This window comes from Natronosporangium hydrolyticum (genome assembly GCF_016925615.1).
Lineage (GTDB): Bacteria > Actinomycetota > Actinomycetes > Mycobacteriales > Micromonosporaceae > Natronosporangium > Natronosporangium hydrolyticum.
In genome coordinates this window covers 2,506,486-2,524,443 of sequence record NZ_CP070499.1, presented here as the reverse complement: position 1 = coordinate 2,524,443, position 17,958 = coordinate 2,506,486, and the positions used below count along the sequence as shown (strand labels likewise).

Genomic DNA, 17,958 nt, shown 5'->3' with positions numbered 1-17,958 from the left:
TGAAAGGCCCGGAACCCTATGAATCTCGCCCGAACTGCGCCACCGGCGGCCGCCCCGGAAGGGGCGGAACGCCGGCGGTCGGACCTGCGGTGGGCGGTGGCCCGGCTGCTCGGCCGGCTTTCGCTGCCGCGTCGAGTGTGGCTGGTCGCGGCCATCCTGATCGTGCCGGCCCTCGGGCTGCGGCTCTTCACCTCGGTCTACCCGTTCCTGGCCACGGCCTGGACCAGCCTGACCGACGAGAGCGGCTACCGGGCCGAGACGACCTTCATCGGCTTGGCCAACTACACCGCCCTGCTCGACGACCGGGTGGTACGCCAAGCGTTGCTGTTCACCGTGGTCTTCGCCGGGGTGTCGACGGTGCTGGAGCTGGTGCTGGGCTTCGCCCTGGCGCTGCTGCTCAACGCCGCCTTCAAGCTGCGTGGGCTGGCCCGGGCGGTGGCGCTGATCCCGTGGGCGATCCCGGCGATCGTCTCCGCACTGGGGTTCCGGTTCATCTTCGCCGACGGCTTCGGCATGGTGCCGCATTTACTCGGGACGGTCGGGCTGGAGGTGGACTGGCTCACCCACCCGATCGCGGCGAAGGCCGCGGTGATCATCGCCAACGTCTGGCGGACCGTACCGTTTGTGGCCTTCGTGATCCTGGCGGGTCTGCAGGGGGTGCCGCAGGAGCTGTATCAGGCGGCGAAGGTCGACGGCGCCGGGTGGTTCCGGACCATCCGCAGCGTGGTGGTGCCGCTGGTCACCCCGCTCGTCATCACTATGGGGATATTTATGGTGATTTTTCAACTCGGCACCTTCGACACGGTGCTGGGCATGACCGGCGGCGGCCCCGGCACCGCCACCCAGGTCGCCCCCTACCTGGCCTACCAGGAAGCGTTCATCGGGCTCGAGCACGGCAGGGCCTCCGGGATCGCGATGCTGCTCTTCCTGATCGTGCTCGGCGTCGGGGTGGCGGCGCTGCGGCTGTTCCGTCGGACGGAGGTGCAGCTGTGATCCGGCGCTGGCTGGCCCGCGGCGGGCCGTACGCGGGGTTCGCGGTCTTCGCGCTGATCTTCGGGGTGCCGGTCTACTGGATCCTGCTCTCTGCCTTCCTGCCCTCCGACCAGCTGCTCTCGGACCCGCCGACCTACTTCACCACCCGGCCGACGCTCGACTCCGTGGAGCGCACCGTCGACCAGGTGCCACTCTGGACCTACTTGCGCAACTCGGTGGTCTTCGCGGTGGGGTCGGCGACCCTGTCGGTGGGGCTGGCGTTCCTGGCGGCGTACGCCTTCGCTCGGCTGCGATTCCGCGGCAGCAACGTGGTCCTGTTGTTGCTGCTGCTCAGCATGGCGCTGCCGCAGATCGCCACCACCATCCCGCTGTTCCGCCTCTACCAGTCGCTCGGGCTGGTCGACACCCTGCACGGGCTGGTGCTGCTGCAGGGCAGCCTGTTGATCCCGCTCACCGTGTGGCTGCTGATCTCATTCGTCAAACAGATCCCGGTCGAACTGGAGGAGGCGGCGCATATCGACGGCAGCAACTTCGTGCAGATGCTCTACCTGGTGGTCTGGCCGTTGATGAAGCCGGCGCTGGTGACGCTGTTCATCATCAATCTGATCACCGCCTGGAATGAGCTGTTCTTCCCGCTGGTCTTCAGTAACTCGGTCGACACCCGCACCCTTACCATCGGGCTGATCCAGCTGACCCAGGTCACCAGCGGCACCACCTCCCGACCGTGGGATCTGATGGCCACCCTGGCCATGTTCATGATCGTGCCGATCATCGTGCTGGTGGTGATCGGCCAGCGCCGGATCATCGCCGGCCTGACCGCGGGGTCCGGCAAATGACCCGGGACGTCTGGTACACCTTCGGCAACCACTTCCACTGGGTCGACATGCAATGGCTGTGGGGGTACGGCGTGCTCGGCGCCTCGATCCGGGACATGCTCACCTTCACCGCCGCCACCGGCGCCCGCGGCAACCTCAACTTCGACGCGGTCGGCTACGAGAAGCTCGCCGCCGAAGACCCGGCCGCGTTGGCGGAGCTGCGGGCCGCGCTGCGCCGCGGCGAGGTGGAGATCGTCGGCGGCAGCTACGGCCAGCCGTACCCACTGTTCCACCATGGCGAGTCCGCGGTACGGCAGCTCAGCTACGGCGTCCGGGGCGTCCACCGGCTCCTCGGGGTCCGCCCGCGCAGCTTCTGGGAGGAGGAGTTCGCGTTCTTTCCGCAGCTGCCGCAGCTGCTGCTCGACTGCGGGTATGAGTACGCGTCGCTGTTCTTCCAGTGGACCTGGCACACCCCACACGTGCCGGAAGAGCAGGCCCCGGCGATCTGGTGGGAAGGGCTCGACGGCAGCACCATCCTGACCGCTCCCCGTGGCCCGCTAAACCTGCACCAGTGGCCGGAGGACTTCGCCGCCCTCCAGCGACACCCGCTGCTTGCCGAGTCGCCCGCCCCGGTGATCCAGCAATGGCTGGAACTGCTGCCCTCGCCAGACTGGATGTGCCGCTCCGAGCTGCTGATCGACGGCGTACGCCGGCTGGCCGACACCCCCGGAGTGAGGCTGCGCTACGGCACTCTCGCCGAGGTCCTCGACGCGGTCCGGGACCATGCGGTGCCCCGGAGGTACTCGATGGACCAGGTCTTCCACGGCATGAGCCTGGGCAAGAACGGCGATCACGGCCACCGGGCCAGCCGCACCGCCGAGCAGACCCTGCTCGCGGCCGAAACCGTGTCGGTACTGGCCGGCCGGTTCGGTCGCCCCTACCCGCACTGGGACGTCTACCCGGTGTGGGAGCTGGAGGAGGGGTGGCGGGAACTGCTCGCCTTCCAGCACCACGACAACGACGAGTGCGAGGGCCTGTGTGGACACGTCGGGTACGCCGGGCTGGCCCGCGGGCAGGCGCTCGCCGACCATGTGCTGGACCGGACGGTGGCGCACCTGGCCGCCCGGACCCGTGGTGAGCCCGGCCGGACCGTCGCGGTCAACCCGCTCGGCTGGGCCCGGCCGGCCCTGGTCGGCGACCGGCGGGTGATCCTCCCGGCCACCGGGTATGCCGTGCTGACCGGGGAGGAGCCGCTCGCCCCACCGGTGACGGTCGAGGCCGACCCGGCGTCGGTGACGCTGCGGCGCGGCGGCTACCGGGTCATCGTGGACCGCGAACGGGGCGTGGTCAGCCAGCTCGGCGACCTGCCCTGCGGGCCGGCCGGGCTCGGCAACCTGCGGCGGGAACGCGGCGGCCAGGCCGAGACGTTCACCCCGACCACGGTCGAGGTCGACGGTGAGACGGTGGTGATCCACCACCGCTCCCCCGCCGGCGACGAGGTCACGGTCACCGTCGCGCTGGCGCCGGAGCGCAACGCGGTCGACCTCACCTTCACCGCCACCGACCTGCACCGACCCGACGGCCGGCACCACGCCGCCCTGATGACCCTGATTGAGCCCGACCTTGCGGTGGCGACGCGGCTCCACGACACCCCCTACGCGATCACCGAGGTCACCGGCCGGGGCAGCTACCAGCGGAAGTATCCGACCGGCGACTGGATGACCTCACCGCAGGTCTTCGAGACCATCGTCGACCCGCTGACCGGGCTGCAGCTGGTGGACCTGGTCACCGCCGACGGCGCCGGGCTGCTCTGGCTGCACGACGGCGGCCAGGGCTTCCTCCGGGCCGGGCACGGCGTGTGGAACGTGCTGTCCATGTACGACCCGTGGGACGAGCAACACTTCCGCCGGCAGCTGGACGCCCGGGTCCGGGTGGTGGCGCACCAGGGCCTGGACCACGCCAGCCGGTGGCGGCTCGCCCAGGAGTTCACCCGCCCGCCGCTGCTTGCCACCCCGGCCAGCGACGGCGGCGACCTGCCACCCACCGCATCACTCGCCCAGCTCACCGGCCACCCCGGCGCCCTGCTCACCGCCTGCTACCGGGAGACCGACCACGCCGCCGCCGGGCTCGCCGGGCACGCCAGCAGCGAGGTGGACCGGCCGACGCTGCTGCGGCTGGTCGAGTTCCACGGCGCCGCCGGCGAGGCGACCATCGTGGTCGACGGCACGGTCGCCCGCGCCTGGCGGGCCACCGCCCTCGGCGAGCTGCGGGAGCCCCTGCCAGTCACCCGGGAGCCCGGGCCGCTCTCCCGGATCCCCGTCCGGCTACGCGGGCACGAGATCGCCACCGTCGCGATCGACCTCGTCGAGGCCGGCAAACAGACCCGTGACCTGGACACCCACCGCGAGGTGTGGGCCACCGTCCACCGCACCGAACAGGAGTGACCATGAGCTACTTTCCCCGCGTCGCCCGCGGCGTCCACTCGTACCCGCCCGACGAGTCCGCTCCGCCAGCCGAACGGTACGGGCTGGGGGTGGTGGGGCTGCACGAGGGCCGGACCGCACTGCTGGCGGCCTACCGCACCCGCAACGTCCGCCCGGTGGTCGGCTGCGACCTGAACCCGGACACCCTCGCCGAGGTGGCCGCGGACGTCCCCGACGTCGCCATGACCACCTCCTACGACGAGTTGCTCGCCCACGAAGGCGTGGACATCGTCGGCGTCTACACCCCCGACCACCGGCACGGTGAGCAGATCATCGCCGCCTTCGAGGCGGGCAAAGATGTGGTGTGCACCAAGCCGATCGTCAACGACCTGGCGACCGCCCGGCAGGTGCTGGCGGCCGCCCGGCGGACCGGACGGCGGCTGCTGGTCGGCCAGTCGACCCGGTTCTTCGAGTCGTTCCGCCGGCAACGCGCCGCCTTCGAGCGCGGCGAGGTCGGCGACGTGGAGGTGGTCGAAGCCCACTACACCCACCGGATGGACTGGTACTACCACCGGGCACCCTGGATCGTCGCCGAAACCGACTGGGTCTACCTCGGGATGAGCCATCCGCTGGACCTGCTGCGGTGGTATCTCGGGCCGATCCACACCGTCTCGGCGCTCGGCGGCCGCTCGGCGCTCGCCCGCCGGCACGGCTGCGCCTCCTTCGACATCTACTCGGTCAACGCCCACACCGACGACGGTCGGATCGGCCGCGCCTATGGCCACTATGGAATGCACGAGCTGCCACGAGCCCGGAACTCGATCGAGTGCGTACTCTACGGCTCGGGCGGCAGCTCGCTCGCCCAATATCACGACATGCAGTACATCCACACCGCCCCGGACGGGACCGAAGTGGTCGAGGACATGCTCTACGAATACCGCCACTACCACTTCAACAATGAGGTGCACGGCATGCACTACGGCGAGTTCGCCAACTACCTTCAATACTTCGCGGAGGCGCTGGCGTCCGGCGCCGACCACTCCCCCGACCTCACCGAAGGGATCGAGACGCTGTGCCTAATGGAGGCGGTACGCCGCTCGGCCCACGCAGACGGACGACCGGTGCCGGTAGCGGAGCTCCTGGAAGAGGTAGGAATCGGCTGAGGGGCGACTCCAACGGGAGCCGGGACTGACCAGCACCACCCACACCGGCTACCCCAACAAGGGCAACTCCCGGTAGGAGCTGCGGCCTTGGTTTCGGGGTTGCACGTTACAGTCTGGCATGCCTCAATGAAGGGCAGCTCCCGGTAGGAGCTGCGGCCGGCGCACCTCGCACCGGCTCCACCACGGCCTGATCCCGCCTCAATGAAGGGCAGCTCCCGGTAGGAGCTGCGGCTCTCGCCCTCGTAGTCGCGGTTGCACAGCGCCGCGCCTCAATGAAGGGCAGCTCCCGGTAGGAGCTGCGGCCACCCTGGTGATCGTCGCGATCGTCACCGCCGGCCGGACGCCTCAATGAAGGGCAGCTCCCGGTAGGAGCTGCGGCAAGGCGGGCCGGCTCGACCGGGTGATGGGCAAAAACAAGCCTCAATGAAGGGCAGCTCCCGGTAGGAGCTGCGGCTCAGGAGGTCAGCAGCAAACACCACCACGGAGGCAAGCCTCAATGAAGGGCAGATCCCGGTAGGAGCTGCGGCAGCGGGAGTGGTGGTTTAGATGCGCTCCACAGATATCGTCGGGCCTCAATGAAGGGCAGCTCCCGGTAGGAGCTGCGGCTCTCAGGCGGGGAAGCGCAACTGGTGCAAGGGCTCAATCGCCTCAATGAAGGGCAGCTCCCGGTAGGAGCTGCGGCATTACGTATTTCAATGGATGGGTGACGGGCGGGTGCCTCAATAAAGGGCAGCTCCCGGTAGGAGCTGCGGCTTGGGTGAGGCGACAGCGGCGCTGGAATCCCTGCGGGGCCTCAATGAAGGGCAGCTCCCGGTAGGAGCTGCGGCCGTGACCACGGTTGCGGACGCGGCTGGGCGTACGAGCCTCAATGAAGGGCAGCTCCCGGTAGGAGCTGCGGCAGGCGTTCCTCAGCCGCCACCGTCTTGGACTCGCTGCCTCAATGAAGGCAGCTCCCGGTAGGAGCTGCGGCCAGCACGACGTGGAGGCGATCGACGCTCACCCGGTCGAAAGGCCTCAATGAAGGGCAGCTCCCGGTAGGAGCTGCGGCGACAGCGCGCTCGAATACGTCGCCGATCGAGTCGCCTTGCCTCAATGAAGGCAGCTCCCGGTAGGAGCTGCGGCCGCTTGCATACCGCGGCGGGCAAGGTCGGGGTCGGCGTCGAGCCTCAATGAAGGGCAGCTCCCGGTAGGAGCTGCGGCGCGGGGGGATGGTGGTGGCGCTGGACTGGTGGACCCGGCCTCAATGAAGGGCAGCTCCCGGTAGGAGCTGCGGCGTACCGGCTGATCGCCCTGCCGATCTGCCTGGTGACGCAGCCTCAATGAAGGGCAGCTCCCGGTAGGAGCTGCGGCTTGGTGGACGGCTGAACCCAGCATGGGTCGAGTGGCGCCTCAATGAAGGGCAGCTCCCGGTAGGAGCTGCGGCGATCAACTCCGCGTGCAGGTGCCCGTGATGCGAGCCGGTGCCTCAATGAAGGGCAGCTCCCGGTAGGAGCTGCGGCGCGGCTTGAGGCGCTCGCCGCCGCGGAGCTGGCCACCCGGCCTCAATGAAGGGCAGCTCCCGGTAGGAGCTGCGGCGGCGCCAGCACCGGATCAGCACGTCCGTACCGTCGCGCCTCAATGAAGGGCAGCTCCCGGTAGGAGCTGCGGCCTGTGACCTGGCCAATGGCCCTGGTGGTCGTTGTCCTGGCCTCAATGAAGGGCAGCTCCCGGTAGGAGCTGCGGCCGGGTAAGGATAACCACGTCCCCGGGCTGATAGGGCCTCAATGAAGGGCAGCTCCCGGTAGGAGCTGCGGCTGAGTTCGCCGGCTTCGCGCAGGAGCCGACCGGCTAGCCTCAATGAAGGGCAGCTCCCGGTAGGAGCTGCGGCTTCGGACCCCGCGAATGGGGCAACCGGTCGGTGTCCGGCCTCAATGAAGGGCAGCTCCCGGTAGGAGCTGCGGCGCGGAAGACTGGCCGGGGGTGGCCACCATCGCCTCGCCTCAATGAAGGGCAGCTCCCGGTAGGAGCTGCGGCGCTGGCCGTCCGGATCGCCAACTCGCCCACCTTCGTCGGCCTCAATGAAGGGCAGCTCCCGGTAGGAGCTGCGGCTGAGTTCGCCGGCTTCGCGCAGGAGCCGACCGGCTAGCCTCAATGAAGGGCAGCTCCCGGTAGGAGCTGCGGCGTCACCTCGGGGTTCACCCAGGTGTCGCAGAGCGCGGAGCCTCAATGAAGGGCAGCTCCCGGTAGGAGCTGCGGCCCTGGCTTTCCGAGATGGCCTTCAGCCCTCGGCCGTAGCCTCAATGAAGGGCAGCTCCCGGTAGGAGCTGCGGCTGGTCCGCCACCCACCCGCATGCCGGATGGCGAAAGCCTCAATGAAGGGCAGCTCCCGGTAGGAGCTGCGGCGGCCGGAACGTCGCCGAACTCGTCAAGCTGAGTGAGCCTCAATGAAGGGCAGCTCCCGGTAGGAGCTGCGGCCATCGCCGTAGACCGATCCGTACGCTTGGATGAGCCTCAATGAAGGGCAGCTCCCGGTAGGAGCTGCGGCCCGACCGGCACCACCGGCGCTGGACCGACACCGTCAAGCCTCAATGAAGGGCAGCTCCCGGTAGGAGCTGCGGCCTCCAAGCCGTACCGCTCGATGGCATCCGCAAACGGCCTCAATGAAGGGCAGCTCCCGGTAGGAGCTGCGGCCGGCGAAGCCGGAACAACCTCTGATGGTTCTCTGGTGGGCCTCAATAAAGGGCAGCTCCCGGTAGGAGCTGCGGCTTTCGGTGGAAACCCCGGTCGAGCCGGGGCGGGGCAGTGCCTCAATGAAGGGCAGCTCCCGGTAGGAGCTGCGGCCACGGTAGCGGCCTCTCGGGTCGTGGATGGGCAGGCCTCAATGAAGGGCAGCTCCCGGTAGGAGCTGCGGCGGCCTTCCATTTGGATGTCGGCCACCTCGGCGGCGGCCTCAATGAAGGGCAGCTCCCGGTAGGAGCTGCGGCCATTAAGCAGATTCTCGGTCCGGAGCAGTGGAAGCAGCCTCAATGAAGGGCAGCTCCCGGTAGGAGCTGCGGCGGCGCAGACACAACGATGGGTTGCCGCGGATGAGCAGCCTCAATGAAGGGCAGCTCCCGGTAGGAGCTGCGGCCATCCGAACTATAAGGTCCACGGAACAAAAACTGGCCGGGCCTCAATGAAGGGCAGCTCCCGGTAGGAGCTGCGGCTGGCTACGCCGCAAGCTGGGTGAGACCGGGGCCGAGCCTCAATGAAGGGCAGCTCCCGGTAGGAGCTGCGGCCCGGCCCCAGTCGTCGGCCTGCACCGCGGCGACCGCAGCCTCAATGAAGGGCAGCTCCCGGTAGGAGCTGCGGCGAGTGGCGAACAGAGATGGTGCCGACCTGCGCCAGCGCAGCCTCAATGAAGGGCAGCTCCCGGTAGGAGCTGCGGCCCTTGAGCCAGGCTCGGTCGCTCATGTCCACTAGCCTCAATGAAGGGCAGCTCCCGGTAGGAGCTGCGGCCTGGGCGGAGGTCGGCAACGGGCAAGTCAAGAAGCCTCAATGAAGGGCAGCTCCCGGTAGGAGCTGCGGCCCCGGTAGGTGACCTCATCCACGCGATGCACTGTGCCTCAATGAAGGGCAGCTCCCGGTAGGAGCTGCGGCACGGACTACGGTCCGTGGCCCTTTCTGTCTGTCTGCCTCAATGAAGGGCAGCTCCCGGTAGGAGCTGCGGCCTGCCACACCTCGGCTAGCAGTTCCCAGCCGTTGGTGGCTGCGCCTCAATGAAGGGCAGCTCCCGGTAGGAGCTGCGGCTGACCTCCAGCAGCTCGGCCCGGTCACGGGGGCGGCCTCAATGAAGGGCAGCTCCCGGTAGGAGCTGCGGCACGGACTACGGTCCGTGGCCCTTTCTGTCTGTCTGCCTCAATGAAGGGCAGCTCCCGGTAGGAGCTGCGGCTGGGTCGAAATTCTACCCGCCGTGAGCTGCGCCTGTGACGGTCTGCCGCGAAGGCTGCCCTCCGCGCCCCTAGCGTGGCACCTTGAGCGCCTGGCTCACGCTGCGTGGAGTGGCCCGCGAGCTGGGCACTTGCCCCTGCGACGGGTGAGCGCTTGTGAGCGGGACGACGAAGCCTTCGCGGTTGATCTAGAGGATCGCGGGGCCGTGGTCGGTGATGGTGCGGCTGAGACCGATCACGTCGAGCGACCGGCTCTTGCTCTCGCTGAGCGTACCCAGATTGCAGAACAGAAGCGAGTCCGTGCTCTCGTTGATCAGCTCAGTGAGCTGGGCGCGAAGCCGGAGCAGCTTGGCCGGGCGGATATCCACGATGAACACACTGTACTGCACCCGGTCGCCGTATGATTCGAGCTTCTTGGCGACCTTCGTCCGGCGTACGTCGTCCGACACGTCGTACGCGATGAGATAACGCCGTACGTCGTCCAGGCTCATCGGATCTTGATCCCTTGGTATCGGGGTTGGGTGCCGTCGATAACCCCGAGGACGAGCCGTGCCTGGATCTCCATCGCACGGAGCCAGGTTACGTCGTAACCGAACAGCGGATGGCGGAAGGTGCCGGTGACGCGGCGCTCGTAGCCGGAGATGAGCGCTCTGCGCCCACGGTCACCGAGGCGGGTGGTCCCGAGCACGGTCGAGAAGTCACGGGCGCGGATCTCGCCGTTGTTGAACGCGTTGGTGACCACCGAATCGGCCACCGCAGCCCGGAACTCCTCGACCAGGTCGAGCGCCAGCGCCGGCTTGTTGCGTCCGCTGCTGTGCAGGAACCCGGCGTGCGGGTCGAGCCCGCAGGCGACGACGGCCCGAAGCATGTCCGCGGTGAGCAGCCCGTAGCAGAAGTTCAGGGCAGCGTTGATCGGGTCGCGGGCAGGGCGGCGGGTCCGTACGGAGAAGGTGAGCTCTTCGGCAGCGACTACCCGTGGCTTGAGCATAGTGAGGAAGTGCTCGAAGTAGCGCGCCGCCGCATCGCCCTCGATGCCGAAGAGGTCGGTCAAGGATGGCGCTTCGAGCGCCTCGCGCTGCAACTCGCGCAGCCGCGTCACCGTGGCCGGGGCATCACCGTGCCGGCGTAACAGGGTCGCCTGGTTGGCGACCTTCGCGGCGACGAACTGGCGGGCCAGGTCGATCCGCCCGTGGTGGGATGCGACGTGTTGCCGCAGCCGTGGACCGCCGTTGGGTCCCTGGGCTGGCCGGGCCCACCCGCTGACCCGGCCGGAGCTGGTGCACCACACGACGGAGAGGCTGCGCCACAACACTTCCCGGATCAACCCGCTGGAGAGGTCGACGTTGCCGTGCACCACCAGGCCTTGCACCCGTTCGATCGGGTAGGTGCCGAGCTTCTCCCCGCTTTTGCTGACCTCGATCCGGCCCCGGGTGACGTAGGCTCGCGAGCCCGGCGTGGTCAGGTGCAGGATCTGGGTGTCCGGGTCGGCAACCACGATCCGGCGGGTCACCGGCGCGAGTGGGCGCTCGTCAGGAAGGCAGACGCTGATGTGGGAGCAACGGGAGCAGCGCCGGTGGTCCTCCAACGGCGGCGGCGCATCTTCAGCGGCCAGGGTACGCGCGGTGGCTGCCACCATCTCCCGGGCGAGCTCCATGTCGGCCGGGGTGAGCGGCACGTCCACCCGGGTGTGGTGGTTGGTGAAGTAGATCGCCTGCCCGGCCACCGGGTACCCCATGTCGGCCAACGCCCCGGCGAGCAACGCGACCTGGACCCGCATCGCTTCGGTGACCTCGGGCCGGCGACGTACCGGGGTGGCCTTGTGCTCGACGACCGTCATCGCGGCGTCGTCGTCGAGTTCGACGGTGTCGCAGCGGCCGACCACGCCGAGATCGTGGCTGACCACATCGACGGCCCGGTAACGGCGGGACCGCGACCCGCTCGGGTCGTCGGCCGGCACGTGGGCTTGGACGCCGACCGCCACCTGGTGGGTGTCGGTGGTCTCCCCCACCGCCTCCAGCCAGGCTCGGCGGGGGCAGAACGCCTGGTGCGCCACCATGCTGATCGGGATCAGCTCGGACATCAGCGCGGGCCGACCTTGAGTAACTCGCCGAGCATGGCCCGGCGCTCCGGTGCGCTGGCGCTGCCGAACCGGTGCACCGGGAACCGCACCACGCTGATTACCTGCCGATCCGCCAGCCATTGCCGGGCCGCCGCCACCGGAGCTTCGACACTGTGCTCCGCGGAGCGCCCCAACTCCTTCGGAGTGAGGCCGGTCGCCGCGTACTCCGCGAGTTGCTTGCTGGCCAGAATGGTCCGGTGCCGGGCAGTGCGCCACCGCCCAGCCCAGACCGGCACATAGTAGTAGCCGGCCGTGCCACGTCCGATGTGTCCAGTAGCGGTGGCGAATCCGCTCGTACGCGCAGCGATGGGGAATTGCGAGATGCCCCACAGTGCGCACCACGCCAACGCGTTGTCGGTCGGTCCGGGTGCGGCGAGGCCGGTCGGCGTACGGCTGTCGGGCTTGTCCTTGCCGACCTCGTCGCGGACGCGGCGACCCAGTAGCCCGTCGGCCACTTCACCGGCGGTCCGGGCCGCGACCGCGGCAGCCAGCGGGCGCAGTCGGTTGCCGACAAACTCGGAGCCTTGGTTGCGGGGCTGCATCTCCATCCGGTGGGCGCCGTCGTCCTGCAGGCGCTGCCCCTGCTTGTTGAGCCGCCAGTAGCTCGGCTCGCCGAGCGCGGCGATCAGCCGCAGGTCGAGCAACGCCCGCGCACCGGTGAGCCGGTCGAGGACCTCGTGCCGGCGGTCTTGCAGCTCCTGCCAGCCCTCGCGCTCGGCGATGACGCTGATCCGTGGGCTCATCAGCGCCCGCTTCTCCCGGTCGCTGATCTGTCGGCTAGGCCAGTTGTCGGGGTCGTCGCCACCGGCGGCGTGCCGGCGGACGATCTCGCCGATCCGCTCCGGGGTGGCCTGCGGCGCGCTCAGCACCGGCCGGGGCGACATGCCGCCGGTCCACGAGAGCCGAACGTCGTCGAGGCCGCCGTCTTCGACGATCGCCGCGAGTCCGTACAGCGCCAGGTGCGACAACATCACGTCGGGGGCTGCGCTCGCGAGCACGAAGTCGGTCATGATCCCTCCGCGGAGACTTGGCCGTCGGCGGCTCGGAGCAGCGCCTCCAGGTACGCGCAACCCCACACCCCCCAACGGACATGCGTACGTTCGATCAGCTCGTCCCACAGACCCTCGTCGTACAGCTCGACGGCGGTATCGCTTCTGCCGTCAACCAGATCGTCGCTGGCGTGGGGGAAGCCGTGCCGGCCGTGGCCGTGGCTGGTGCCGATCAGCCGGGCCGCCAGCTCCCGCTGCGGCGGGGACAGGCCGGACAGTTTCGACCAGGCGTGGACGACCGAGAGCTGCTCGTGCCGCCAGCGGGTCGGCAGACCGGAGGCGGCACGAAGCCGGTTGACGATCCCCGCGTCGCGGACTCCGCTCTTGGCCAGCAGGTCGTCCGGGGGTTGGCCGGAGTAGAGCGAACGCTGGAACCGTTCGTCAGCCTTGCCGTCGTCGTGGTGGCGGCCCGCGAGCTGGAAGGTCGCCACCAGCTCGGCGCCCAGGTCGAGCCGGCTGGCGACGGCCACGGCCCTCGCCGCCACGGCTTCGGCGTGGTCGCAGAGCTTGACCCGCTTGCGCTTCGGGGTCCAGGTCTGCCGCAGCTCCGCGTCCGTGGTCGCCTTGCGGATGTCGACCACGATCAGCCGGGCGAGCGCCGGTTTGTCGGGGTCCAGGTAGTCCCAGTGCAGGGTCACCTCGGCCTCGGCTCGATCATCTGCCGGCCGGTCCAGCAGGCTGGCCGCCGCCACTACCATCGGCTGCGGACCCAACTCATCTCGGTGCACCCGCAGCAGCCGGGCGATCTCGACCGGTTCCAGCTCGTCGGGGTCTGCCGCAGCAGGATCCCGCATGGCCTCGATGGCGTCGAGGAGTCGACCGTTGCCGGCGGTGTCCCGCTCGATCCGGAGCACCACCTCCCCCGGCTTCGGCTCCTCGCGCGCCTCGAGCACATCCGCGACCCGCTGGTTGCCCTCAGGATCGACGACGCGCTCGGTGAACACCGTGTTGGTGTCGTCGATGACCAGCTGGTCGCCGGGCCGGAGCCGGTCGTCCTCCGTGAGTGGGCGCGGCGCATCCTCGCTCGGCCGGACGAGCACCGAGCCGGGTTTCAGCCGGGCTCGCAGCAATGCCGCCTGCCGGATCGGGACCGAGAACACCTCGTACGCCCGCGGCGGCAGTGCCCCGATCAGCCGCACCGCGTCGGCTTCGTCGGTCGGTAGCGCGCGCCGGACGACGAGCCCGATCTCGTGGTCGAGCTGGTCGAGATCGTCGGAGAGCCACAGGTCGAGGTCGTCCTGGGGCGCGGCGAGGTCGTAGCCGGTGCGGGCAAGGTGCCAGGCCTGCGCCAGCTCCAGCCGCTGCAACAGGTCGCGCCGCAGCCTCGGCGCCGGCGGCCGGGCGTCACGCAACGCCCACGGCGCCAGGCCCACCGGGTCGGCCTGCCGCTCCGTCAGCCAGGCATGGGCCGCCGCCAGATCGTCGTAAGAGTACGGCCCGGACTGGGCACCGGCGGGCAACTCCTCGGCCGGCACCGCCACGCTGACGTGAGTGTCGCGACGCCCGAGCCGGTTGACCCGGCCGGCCCGTTGGGCGACCGCCCCGCCCGGCGCCAACTCGGTCACCGCGGCGGCCAGGTCGAGGTCGACCCCGACCTCCAGGCTCTGGGTGCTGACCAGGATGTCGACCGACCGGTCACCGTCGATGCTCAACAGAGTCGAATTCGGCGGTTGCAGCTGAGCCACGTCATAGGGCCGCATCCGGCCACAGATCAGCTCGGTGCGCAGGCCTCGAGCTCGCAGCTCCGCGGTGACCGCCGCGGCGACCGCGACCGTGTTGACGAAGCAGCCCACGGTTGCCTCGTACGCCTCCCGGAGCCGTACCGCCTCGTCGGCCAGCGCGATGATGCCGGCCTTTCGGGCAGGGCCGGTCTTCGGGATCGGCCAGGCCGGCAACGGCAGCAGGGTGACCGGCTTGGGGGCGGTCAGCCGCTGCTGCAGCGGCTCGTCGGCGGCCAGATCGTCCGGCTCCACCCCGACCGCTATCCCGGCGTCGGCGTGCGGGGTGGCGGTGGTCTCCACCACCTGCAGGATCGGCACGTCGAGCGGTTCCTCGGCGACCGCTGCGAGCTCGGCGACCCGGCGGGCGGTGGTCACCAGTTGCCGAGACAGGTGTGCCTCGTCGACCACCACAACCGTGTCGTAGGCGAGCATCCCCGCTTCGCGGGGCCGGGCCTGCGCCCGCGACCCGTACCCGGCCAGCAGCAGCCGGGAGCCCCACATGTCGGGGGTGGCGCTGAGGACCGCGCAGGCGAGCGGGTCGTCCAACCATTCGCGGTCCGGCGGCGCGCCGCCTCGCAGCAGCGCCGTGGTCAGCGGGCCGGTCTCTGCACTGGACCGGCCGGTGCGCAACCAGTCGAGCGCTTCCGCCATTCGGGCCAGGACGGTCCGGCCGCCGCGGGCGCCCGTCAGCTGTTCAGCGATCGCCTTGGCGTGGTCATGCTGGTCGTCGACGAGTGCCCGGCGGTCCACCACCAGCGCCAGCCGGCGCGGCACCCGCACCGGGTGGCCGGCGGCCATCAGCGCCACGGCGAAGACGTGTACGTCGATGACGCTGGTCTTGCCGGCACCGGTCGGGGCGACCAGTTGGTCCGGCCACCGGCCGGTGCACAGCAGGTGGTCGAGCAGCCGCTCTTGCCACCGGAACGGTCGATGTCCACCCCGGACGGCGGCGAAGAAGTCGGCGAAGTCGTTGCGGTCGAGGCTCACTGGGTCAACCTCCGGGCGATCTCGACCGGCAGGTCCCGCGGCACCAGCAGGCCGCCGCCCAGATGCCGGCTCTGCCCGATCGCGGCGATGGTCCGGGCGCCGGTCAGGTCACCGAGGTGCAACACCCCCCGGTAGGGCTGGATCACCGTGTCCGGGTTGACCTTGTGGACGTAGCGGCCAAGGTCACCACCCATCACCCGTACCGCCGACTCGACCCGGACCCCGCGCCCGGCGGCAGCCGCCGCCAGGGCCCGGTAACGGGCGTCGCCGCGGCCCGACACGGTGAACTCGTCCCGCCAGACCAGCGCGACCGAGAGAGCAGCGGCGTCGGCGAGCGACCACTTGCCACCGCGCGGCGGCCGACTGTCCGGTACGGCGACCGGCTCGGTCTGCCACCACCGCTGCGTACCTTCGGCTGGCTCCGGCCAGAACTGGTCGGCGGGGATCTCGACCGGCGGTGCGACCTTGAACGGACCGGCGCCGACCTTGACCTGCCGCAGCCGCTGCACCGCCATCCGGATCAGAGTGAGGTCGATGTCGCTCGCCTCCCGCGGCAGCAGCAGCGCCAGCGCGTTACCGCCGACGTGGGGCGCCTCGGGTCCGAGGAACTGGATCGCGCACCGGTTGCTGGGCGGGGTCGCACCTTCGCCGTACGCCCCGGTGAGGACAGCGGGGGCGCCGTCGCCGACCAGCGAAACCAGGGCGCGGTGGACCGCGACCGCGTACCGGACCCGCAGCTCCGGCGGGACCGGCCGCTCCATCGGGAACAGCAGCACCGAGGTCCACGGAGTCGGCGGTGGCGGCGGCTCCGGCCGGGTGTACCGGCCGAGTTGCAGCCCGGTCGTCACCACCGGCGGCGGCGTGGTCTTCTCACTCGACCGATGGGCGTCGGCCTTCACCGGCGGCGCCACCGACTGCTCGCGGTGCGCCGCCTCCAGCGCCGCCGCCCGGCCGGAACTCGCTACGCTCAGGTCAAGCCCCTCCCCTACGAACAGGTCGGCATCCGGGTCGAGGCGGTGGGTCGGTTCAGCCTCGGCCACCGCCAACCGCACCGGCGATTCGCTGGTCCCGAGGTAGGGCACCTCCGGACAAAGCTCGGAGAGCGCGGTCGCCACCGGCGGCGGCGGCTCCTGCTCCCAGGTCCAGGCGAACCGCCCGGTCAGCGCCACCCCGCTGACCGCCGGTTTACCGATCAGCTTGTCGGCCAACGGGTTGCGCCCTTCCTTGACGATCAGACCTTCCTTCCGGTACGCCGTAGCGTCGTCGCCGTTGCGCAGCGTCTCCGGCACGGTGATGCCGTCCGGTGGGTTCGCCTCCAACCACCGCAACGCTTCCCGGTCGGCGTCGCATGGTTGGAGGCCATCGCCGTCGGCGACCGCCCGCACGCCCTGCGCCGCCGCGCAGAGCAGGGCGGCGTGCAGCCGGGCGGGCGCCGGCAGCGGGTCGAGTTGCCCGCTGCCGACGTGTCCTCTGTAGGTGCCGAGCAGCGGCTCGGCGACGATGGCGAAGCTCACGGGGCCGCCTCGTCCGCCTCGACCGCGCCGGAGACGATGTCCGGGTTGCCGGTTACCCGCATCGCCAGCCCGGACCAGGTGACGTCGGCGACCTTCTCGGCGTGGGCGAGCGCCTCGCTGAGCAGCAGGTCGGCGGCGTCGATGCTGAGCGGCTCCAGATCGGCGAAGGCCCCACCGCGCTGGTCGAGCCGGACCTTGGGCGCCTCTGCCTCCACCAGGTCGCAGTTGGCCCGCAGGAAGAGCTCGGCGTCGGCGCGGGCGAGCGCGTTCAGCGCCAGCGCCGCCAGCAGCGCCCGGCAGGCAGCGTCGCCCTCGACCCCGGCGCCGAACCGCATCTGCCGCAGCGTGGCGAACGAGAGCACATGGGTACGCAGGATGGCGTCGCAGGCGACCCCGGCGAGCTGGTCCAGCGACGGCGGGATTCCACCGAGCCCGAGCGCGGACGCCGACTTCGCCTCGCCCGCTTTGATGCCATTGGCAGCCTTGAGAATCTCGCCGTGGGTAGTCGGACTCAGCTCGGCCTGCTGCTGGTTGGCAACTTCGGTCATCACCTTCTTGTTGAGGTTGATCTGCATGCCGACGGGGTCGACCCGGGCGCCACCTCGCAGCCCAGCCTCGGGCTTCTGCAACGCGCCCGAATGGTCGCGGCTCGCCGAGACAAAGCCGACGATCTCGCCGACCAGCGCGCTGCGCCAGCGCCCCTGCCGGCTGCGCCGGCTCGAGTCCCAACCGCCGAAGATCAGCGTCACCGGGCTGGTCTCCAGCAGCGCCCGGGCGTTGGCTGGGCTGGCGTCCCGGACCGCCCGGTACGCCGGCGTCTGGGTGGCCGGCTGCCCATCAATCGAACCAGCTCGAATATGTCCATCGTAGACTCTGTGGGGAAGTGTGAGGTCGTAGTAGTGTTCGGCTGCTCCGTCCCGTTCGTAGGACACCCGGACATGCGGCACCCGAGACAACAACGGATGCCCGTCCTCGACGGCCTGAGCCAGCGCGACCTCGGCCCGGTTGAGCTGCGACTGCTTCGAATCGATCACCACCGCGTAGCGGCTCTCGTCACCGAGGTAACGCTGCTCGTAGGCGTAGACGCCGCCCTTCTTGGCCCGGTCGGCGAACTTCGCCGGCGCCACCGAGCTGTGCCGACCACCGGCCGGCTCCAATGCCGTGGTCGAGGTGAGACAACTCGACCCACCGGGCGACCCGGCGGCGAGCAAAGTAGCAAGATCCAACGAACGCACTGCATCTTCCTTCCGTGTCTAGATCAATCCA

The 17,958-nt window shown here is 69.9% G+C and carries 10 protein-coding genes and 2 CRISPR repeat arrays; of the genes, 4 read left to right on the top strand and 6 right to left on the bottom strand.

Annotation, left to right across the window (positions count from 1 at the left end; translation table 11 throughout):
- Positions 1-18: 18 nt before the first annotated feature.
- Genes JQS43_RS11125 through JQS43_RS11110 form a run of 4 tightly spaced genes read left to right on the top strand, consistent with a single transcriptional unit; the run spans position 19 to position 5,394 of the window.
- Positions 19-993, top strand: coding sequence for a carbohydrate ABC transporter permease (locus JQS43_RS11125; RefSeq protein WP_239679003.1), 975 nt, complete (start codon positions 19-21; stop codon positions 991-993).
- Positions 990-1,829 (top strand): carbohydrate ABC transporter permease, encoded by an 840-nt coding sequence (locus tag JQS43_RS11120; protein WP_239679002.1) that lies wholly within the window; start codon positions 990-992, stop codon positions 1,827-1,829. Before JQS43_RS11125 ends, JQS43_RS11120 begins: the two co-directional genes overlap by 4 nt.
- On the top strand, positions 1,826-4,252 hold the full coding sequence (locus JQS43_RS11115) for a glycoside hydrolase family 38 N-terminal domain-containing protein (protein WP_239679001.1): 2,427 nt from the start codon (positions 1,826-1,828) through the stop codon (positions 4,250-4,252). Before JQS43_RS11120 ends, JQS43_RS11115 begins: the two co-directional genes overlap by 4 nt.
- 2 nt (positions 4,253-4,254) lie before the next feature.
- Positions 4,255-5,394 carry a Gfo/Idh/MocA family protein gene (locus JQS43_RS11110; RefSeq protein ID WP_239679000.1) on the top strand — a complete coding sequence of 380 codons (1,140 nt, stop codon included), beginning with the start codon at positions 4,255-4,257 and terminating at the stop codon, positions 5,392-5,394.
- 49 nt (positions 5,395-5,443) lie between these two features.
- Positions 5,444-6,293: direct repeats of the CRISPR family, unit length 37 nt; unit sequence GCCTCAATGAAGGGCAGCTCCCGGTAGGAGCTGCGGC.
- Between the two features lie 263 nt (positions 6,294-6,556).
- A CRISPR array of direct repeats spans positions 6,557-9,304; the repeat unit is 37 nt; unit sequence GCCTCAATGAAGGGCAGCTCCCGGTAGGAGCTGCGGC.
- 186 nt (positions 9,305-9,490) lie between these two features.
- On the opposite strand, the gene cas2 is transcribed toward JQS43_RS11110, so the two are convergent.
- Genes cas2 through cas7g form a run of 6 tightly spaced genes read right to left on the bottom strand, consistent with a single transcriptional unit; the run spans position 9,491 to position 17,927 of the window.
- Positions 9,491-9,793 carry a CRISPR-associated endonuclease Cas2 gene (gene cas2 / locus JQS43_RS11105; protein WP_239678999.1) on the bottom strand — a complete coding sequence of 101 codons (303 nt, stop codon included), beginning with the start codon at positions 9,791-9,793 and terminating at the stop codon, positions 9,491-9,493.
- A complete protein-coding gene (gene cas1, locus JQS43_RS11100; protein WP_239678998.1) occupies positions 9,790-11,382 on the bottom strand; it encodes a CRISPR-associated endonuclease Cas1 in 1,593 nt (530 codons plus the stop codon). The genes cas2 and cas1 overlap by 4 nt, the downstream gene beginning before the upstream one ends.
- A complete protein-coding gene (locus JQS43_RS11095) occupies positions 11,382-12,431 on the bottom strand; it encodes a hypothetical protein (protein WP_239678997.1) in 1,050 nt (349 codons plus the stop codon). The genes cas1 and JQS43_RS11095 overlap by 1 nt, the downstream gene beginning before the upstream one ends.
- The gene (cas3g, locus tag JQS43_RS11090) at positions 12,428-15,178 is read right to left on the bottom strand and encodes a type I-G CRISPR-associated helicase/endonuclease Cas3g (RefSeq protein WP_239678996.1); all 2,751 of its coding nucleotides are present in this window, start codon (positions 15,176-15,178) and stop codon (positions 12,428-12,430) included. Before cas3g ends, JQS43_RS11095 begins: the two co-directional genes overlap by 4 nt.
- Positions 15,175-16,692 carry a type I-G CRISPR-associated protein Csb2 gene (gene csb2, locus JQS43_RS11085; protein ID WP_239678995.1) on the bottom strand — a complete coding sequence of 506 codons (1,518 nt, stop codon included), beginning with the start codon at positions 16,690-16,692 and terminating at the stop codon, positions 15,175-15,177. Before csb2 ends, cas3g begins: the two co-directional genes overlap by 4 nt.
- Positions 16,689-17,927, bottom strand: a complete 1,239-nt coding sequence (cas7g, locus tag JQS43_RS11080) for a type I-G CRISPR-associated RAMP protein Csb1/Cas7g (protein WP_239678994.1) — start codon at positions 17,925-17,927, stop codon at positions 16,689-16,691. Before cas7g ends, csb2 begins: the two co-directional genes overlap by 4 nt.
- Positions 17,928-17,958 lie beyond the last annotated feature (31 nt).

What these genes read in the sequence shown, in the direction of transcription:
- JQS43_RS11125 (WP_239679003.1), top strand. Translation starts at nt 19, where the DNA reads ATGAATCTCGCCCGAACTGCGCCACCGGCGGCCGCCCCGGAAGGGGCG.
- JQS43_RS11115 (WP_239679001.1), top strand. Translation starts at nt 1,826, where the DNA reads ATGACCCGGGACGTCTGGTACACCTTCGGCAACCACTTCCACTGGGTC.
- JQS43_RS11110 (WP_239679000.1), top strand. Translation starts at nt 4,255, where the DNA reads ATGAGCTACTTTCCCCGCGTCGCCCGCGGCGTCCACTCGTACCCGCCC.
- cas2 (WP_239678999.1), bottom strand. Translation starts at nt 9,793, where the DNA reads ATGAGCCTGGACGACGTACGGCGTTATCTCATCGCGTACGACGTGTCG.
- cas1 (WP_239678998.1), bottom strand. Translation starts at nt 11,382, where the DNA reads ATGTCCGAGCTGATCCCGATCAGCATGGTGGCGCACCAGGCGTTCTGC.
- JQS43_RS11095 (WP_239678997.1), bottom strand. Translation starts at nt 12,431, where the DNA reads ATGACCGACTTCGTGCTCGCGAGCGCAGCCCCCGACGTGATGTTGTCG.